The sequence below is a fragment of the Nonomuraea corallina genome, from assembly GCF_027620315.1.
GTDB lineage: Bacteria > Actinomycetota > Actinomycetes > Streptosporangiales > Streptosporangiaceae > Nonomuraea > Nonomuraea corallina.
This window is the reverse complement of record NZ_JAPNNL010000276.1, coordinates 1-5,407: the sequence shown is the minus strand read 5'-3', so window position 1 is coordinate 5,407 and position 5,407 is coordinate 1. Positions and strand designations below refer to the sequence as shown.

The window sequence follows — 5,407 nt, the reverse complement described above, 5'->3', positions numbered from 1 at the left end:
CCGAGACGCCGACCGTCCTCGCCCCGGCCGCACACGTCGTCGACGCCACCACCGGCCGGGTGCACTTCAGCAAGGAGGCCGACCTGCGCAGGCCGGTGGCCAGCCTCACCAAGATGATGACCGCGTACGTCGTCCTCCAGCGGGCCGAGCCCACCGACAAGGTCGAGGTCACCGCCGAGGACGTCCGCTACGCCTCGGCCGGCGGCGCCGCCGTCGCCCACCTGCGCGCGGGCGACACGCTGACCGTCGAGGACCTGCTGTACGCGCTCATGCTGCCCTCGGGCGCCGACGCCGCGCACGCGCTCGCCCGCGCGCACGGGCCCGGCGTCGAGGAGTTCGTGGCCGAGATGAACGCCACCGCCCGGCGCCTCGGCATGGCCGACACCCTGTACGTCAACGCCGACGGCATGCCCTACGGCGGCGGCGGTCACTCCACCGCCCGCGACCAGGTCCGCCTGGCCCGGGCCGTACTGGAGAACCCGACACTGGAGAAGGTCACCTCGGCCCGTTACCACACGGTCCCCGCCACCTCCGAGCACGGCTCGTACTCCTGGCGGAACACCAACCGCCTGCTCGGCACCCCCGGCACGCTCGGCGTCAAGACCGGATTCACCCGCGCGGCCGGTTACACGCTCGCCTTCGCCGCCGACCGGGGCGAGAGCCGGCTGGTCGGCGTCCTGCTCGGCGAGAGCGACTCCAGCCGCCGCTTCCAGACCGCCGGGGCCCTGCTCGACTGGGCCGGCGCCGCCGTCCAGCGGTAGCCGGGGTGGTCGCCCGGCCGGGGCGGTCACCCTCTACAGTCCTGATTGACCTTGATGTCGCATGAGGACGGGACCCCCATGGATTTGGCGTTGTGGATCGTCGCGGGCCTGCTCGCGGCCGTGTTCGGCGTGGCCGGGCTGATGAAGCTGACCCAGCGCAAGGAGACCCTCGCGGCCTCCGGCCTGGCCTGGACGGAGGACGTCTCCGCCGCGACGGTCAAGGCCATCGGCGGCCTGGAGGTGCTGGCCGCGCTCGGGCTGATCCTGCCGGCGACGTTCGGCATCGCCCCCGTCCTGGTCCCGCTGGCGGCCGCCGGCCTGGTCCTCGTCATGGTCGGCGCCGCGGTCACGCACGCCCGCCGCAAGGAGCACCCGGCGATCGCCGTCAACGCGGTGCTGCTCCTGCTGGCCGCCTTCGTGGCCTGGGGCCGGTTCGGCCCCCACGCCTTCTGAACCCCGGCGCACGCCGCATCCGATCGCGGAAGCATACGTTCCGCGATGGCTCCTAACGTGGTCACCAGACGACGAGAGGAGCGGCCCATGCCGCCGGAGAATCTCACGGCCGGTGGAGCGCCGGCGCTGCACTTCGCGGACGCGGCGGCCTGGGAGGCGTGGCTGGCCGCCCACCACGCGGAGGAGGGCGCCGTCTGGCTGAAGATCGCCAAGAAGGGGTCGCCGGTCGAGACGGTGACCATCCGCGAGGCCCTGGACGTGGCGCTCTGCCACGGCTGGATCGACAGCCACCGCAAGGCCCATGACGAGCACGTCTACCTGCAGCGCTACTCCCGCCGCCGCAGGGGGAGCCCCTGGTCGAGGGTGAACGTGGAGCGGGTGGAGGCGCTGACCGCCGCCGGCCGGATGCGCCCGCCGGGGCTCGCGGAGGTCGCCGCGGCCCGCGCCGACGGCCGCTGGGACGCCGCCTACGCCGCGCAGCGCGGGGTGGAGGTCCCGCCTGACCTGGCCGAGGCGCTGGCGGCCGAGCCGCAGGCCGCCACCCGGTTCGCCCGCCTCGGCAAGACGGCCCGCTACCACCTCATCCTGCCGCTGCTCAAGGCCAGAACCCCGGCCGGCCGCGCGGCCGCGCTGCGCCGGGCGATCGACGGCCTGCTTCAGGACGCCGTCGAGACCCGCTCCACCAGATCGGGCTGAAAGACCACGTGACGATGCTCGTGACCGTCCGGGCTGTTGGCCTCCTCCAGCAGCATGAGCGCCGCGGTCCGGCCGAGCTGCCGGCGGGGCTGCCGGATCGACGACAGCGGCACGGCCGCCGCCGCCGCGAAGTCGATGTCGTCGTACCCGAGGATCGCCACGTCGGCGGGGACCCGCAGGCCGCGCTGGGTCAGCTCCTGCAGCACGCCCATCGCCACCAGGTCGTTGGCGCAGAACACGGCGGTGGGCCGCGCCTCTGCGGGCAGGCGGGCGAGCTCCTCGCCCGCCGCCCGCCCGGTGGCGACGGTGAGGTCGGGCAGCGGGATCACGGTCAGCTCGGCCCGCCCGCCGAGCGCCGCGGCGAGGCCGTCGTGGCGGTCCTCCACCTGGCGCACCGCGAACGGCCCGCCGGCGAAGGCGATCCGCCGGTGCCCCCGCTCCAGCAGGTGGCGGCCGGCCAGCCGGCCGCCGAGCACGTCGTCGACCGCGACGGCGCAGCCGGATGAGTGGCGGGAGGAGTTGTCGAACGTCACCACCGGGATGCCCCGCGCGACCAGGCCGCCCAGCCGCTCCCGCCGGCCCGGGGCGTTCACCGGCGTGATCAGCACGCCCAGCGGGCGCTCCTCCTCGAACATCCGCAGCAGCCGCGCCTCCCGGGCGGCGTCCTTGCTGCTGTTGACCACCATCACGTTGACGTCCACGTCCTGCGCGGCGGTCTCGACCCCGCCCAGCACGTCGATGAAGAACGGGTTCGTCAGGTCCAGCGCGACCACCGCGATCGTCCTGCTGCGCCCCGCCCGCAACTGCCTGGCCGGGCCGTTGCGCACGTAGCCGAGCTGCGCCACCGCAGCCTCCACCCGCAGGCGCGTCTCGCGGGCCACCATCTCGGGACGGTTGAGCACGTTGCTCACGGTGCCGACGGAGACCCCGGCCAGTCGGGCGACATCTTTGATGCTCGGCATCGTTCCTCGGTCATGAAGAGCAGCGGCGATCAAACCGTACCAATGCTTGCGGCGCCGCTCACCACCAGGAAAAACCGCCTCAGCGCGGATCGCGCCGCAGCGGATGCTCCGGCGGCACCTCCACCAGCACGATCCGGTGGCCGTCCGGGTCGGCGATCCACAGCTCGACCAGCCCCCACGGCTCCTGCCTCGCCTCGCGCAGCACGGTGACGCCCGCCCGCCGCAGCCGCTCCTCCTCCTGCCGTACGTCACGGACCTGCAGCCACAGCTCCAGACGGGCGCCGGCCGGGCCTCCCGCCTGGCCGGACAGCTCCAGGAACCCCTGACCCAGGAAGAACACCACGCCGGGATGGTCCGGCGGCCCGAACTCGCGGTAAACCGCCAGGCCGAGCGTCCCGCCGTAGAAGCGGCGGCTGCGCTCCAGGTCGGCCGGACGCACCAGCACCCGGCTGCTCAGCACCTCCATGCCAGGACCCGTTCCCCGGCGGCGCCCCTTCAGGCCCCGCCGGGCCGCGATCAGGACGACCGGCGGGCGTACACCTCGATCTCGATCTTCATGCGCGGGTCGGCGAGCCCGCACACCAGCATCGTGGCGGCCGGGCGGACCTCGCCGAACCGGGCGCGCAGCACCGGCCAGCAGGGCTCGAAGTCCGCACGGTCCGGCAGCATGTACCGCACCCGGACCACGTCGCCGAAGCCGCACCCGGCCTCGGCCAGCGCGGCCCCGATGTTGTCCAGGCACTGTTCGGCCTGCTTCACCACGTCGTCGGAGATGGTCATGGTGGCGTAGTCGAAACCGGTCGTCCCGGACACGTGCACCCAGTCGCCGTCCACCACGGCGCGGGCGTAGCCGATCTGCTCCTCGAAGGTCGAACCGCTGAGAATGGCACGTCGCTCTGTCATGCGCCGCACGATAGATGATCACGGGGCGCGGCGTCGAAGGCGTTTCGGGGGCCGGGACCGGCCGCGCCCGCGCAGGTCACGCCACCTTGGCGGACGACGCCTTCCACGTGTTGCACGCGCCCGGCTTGCCCGACTTGTAGCCCTGCCTGGCCCAGTAGACCCGGTTGGCGGTCCTGCCGTCGTTCTTGTTGAACCTGTCGTACGCCTTGGGGCGGCTGACCTGGAGGAACGCCGGCCAGTCCTTGACGGTGCGACCCAGGCTCCTGACGGACACCGCCTGCACGCATTCGGACTGGAGCGCGTAGCGGCGGTTCTGCTCCTTCATCGCCTTCTCCGAGCCGTCGCTCTGCAGAGCCCACCAGGCCTGGCCGATGCCGGTCTGGCCGAGCACCACGCCGCTCCACGTCCGGGTGATCGAGGAGAGGACCTTGTCGTCCTTCCTGGCCTTGATCCAGTCGTCGGCCAGCCGCACCTTGATGACGGTGCCGCAGATCTCGGAGAAGGACTCGCGCAGGTCCATGCCGCTGGAACAGGCCCGCAGGTCGTCCTTCTCCTTGAACTCCACCTTCACCGGCCGGAAGTCCGCGATGGCCGGCTTCCACGCCTTGTTGAGGCAGCCGACCAGCTTGGTGATGTACTTCCTGGTCGAGGCCGCGGTCGTGCCCTTGGCCGCCCCGCAGGAGACCTTGGGCAGTTTCGCCGCCTTGTAGAGCTCGTTGTGGGTCAGCTCGGGGGCTCCCTTGACCGGGTCGGCGTGGGCCGCACCGGACACGAGCACCAGACCGGCGGCCACGGCCGCCGATAAACGAATGATCATGGGGCGCCATCCTAGGCCCTCCGCTGGGCGGTAAGGAAACGGTAAGGGCCGGACGGCAGCCTTGATGTCAGAGGGAGGACGACACGGCCTTCCCGGACCGATCAAGGAGCGAATCATGCGCAAGCTCATCGAGTCGACGTTCGTCTCGCTGGACGGCGTCATCGACGACACCCGGCCCGTCAGCACCGCGTCGCGGGCCGAGCCGCAGCACTGGGGGCAGCCGTACTGGGACGAGGACCACGCCGGCTACGCCGCGAAGCTGTCGGCCTCGGCGGACGCGATGCTGCTGGGCCGGGTGACGTACGAGGGCTTCGCCGAGGCGTGGTCGGGCCGCGAGGGTCCCGACGCCGCGGGGATGAACGCGATGCCGAAGTACGTCGCCTCCCGGACGCTGACCGAGACCACGTGGAACGCCACCCTCATCCAGGGCGACGTGGCCGAGGAGGTCGCCAAGCTGAAGGAGCAGCCGGGGGGAAACATCCTGAAGTGGGGCACCGGCGAGCTGGACCGCACGCTCGTGGAGCACGGTCTGGTCGACGAGTTCCACTTCTGGTACTTCCCGGTCATCGTCGGAGCCGGCAAGCACCTGTTCGAGGGCGCGGGTTTCGACACCACCCACCTGAAGCTGGCGGAGGTGAACCAGTTCGGCTCCGGGATCGTCGTCCACGTCTACGTCCCCAAGTAGGCCTCCAGCAGGCGGCGCGCCTCGTCCGGGGAGAGCGCCTCACCTGCGGCGAACAGGGCGGCGAAGTCCGGCTCGGCGGCCTCGACCACGCCCGTGATGCGCGCCAGCTCGTCGCGGTCGGAGCCCGACA

General features: G+C 72.3%; 8 protein-coding genes. 4 read left to right on the top strand and 4 right to left on the bottom strand.

Annotated elements, in window-relative coordinates; translation table 11 throughout:
* The 3 genes from OUY22_RS35355 to OUY22_RS35345 form a co-directional block, all read left to right on the top strand.
* The coding region (locus OUY22_RS35355; RefSeq protein WP_270159672.1) for a D-alanyl-D-alanine carboxypeptidase family protein at window positions 1-761 on the top strand (761 nt) is incomplete at its 5' end.
* A gap of 78 nt (window positions 762-839) precedes the next feature.
* On the top strand, window positions 840-1,214 hold the full coding sequence (locus OUY22_RS35350) for a DoxX family protein (RefSeq protein ID WP_270159671.1): 375 nt from the start codon (window positions 840-842) through the stop codon (window positions 1,212-1,214).
* Between the two features lie 87 nt (window positions 1,215-1,301).
* Window positions 1,302-1,910, top strand: a complete 609-nt coding sequence (locus OUY22_RS35345; protein ID WP_270159670.1) for a YdeI/OmpD-associated family protein — start codon at window positions 1,302-1,304, stop codon at window positions 1,908-1,910.
* Here the strand turns inward: OUY22_RS35345 and OUY22_RS35340 are convergent.
* The 4 genes from OUY22_RS35340 to OUY22_RS35325 all read right to left on the bottom strand — a co-directional run bounded on the left by OUY22_RS35340 (window position 1,871) and on the right by OUY22_RS35325 (window position 4,592).
* Window positions 1,871-2,872 (bottom strand): LacI family DNA-binding transcriptional regulator, encoded by a 1,002-nt coding sequence (locus tag OUY22_RS35340; RefSeq protein ID WP_270159669.1) that lies wholly within the window; start codon window positions 2,870-2,872, stop codon window positions 1,871-1,873. The two genes, OUY22_RS35345 and OUY22_RS35340, sit on opposite strands and share 40 nt — an antisense overlap.
* Window positions 2,873-2,951: 79 nt before the next feature.
* Window positions 2,952-3,338, bottom strand: coding sequence for a VOC family protein (locus OUY22_RS35335; RefSeq protein ID WP_270159668.1), 387 nt, complete (start codon window positions 3,336-3,338; stop codon window positions 2,952-2,954).
* A gap of 50 nt (window positions 3,339-3,388) precedes the next feature.
* Window positions 3,389-3,775 (bottom strand): RidA family protein, encoded by a 387-nt coding sequence (locus tag OUY22_RS35330; protein ID WP_270159667.1) that lies wholly within the window; start codon window positions 3,773-3,775, stop codon window positions 3,389-3,391.
* A gap of 76 nt (window positions 3,776-3,851) precedes the next feature.
* Window positions 3,852-4,592 (bottom strand): hypothetical protein, encoded by a 741-nt coding sequence (locus tag OUY22_RS35325; RefSeq protein WP_270159666.1) that lies wholly within the window; start codon window positions 4,590-4,592, stop codon window positions 3,852-3,854.
* Window positions 4,593-4,707: 115 nt separating this feature from the next.
* On the opposite strand from OUY22_RS35325, the gene OUY22_RS35320 reads away from it, so the two are divergent.
* Window positions 4,708-5,277 carry a dihydrofolate reductase family protein gene (locus OUY22_RS35320; protein WP_270159665.1) on the top strand — a complete coding sequence of 190 codons (570 nt, stop codon included), beginning with the start codon at window positions 4,708-4,710 and terminating at the stop codon, window positions 5,275-5,277.
* Window positions 5,278-5,407 lie beyond the last annotated feature (130 nt).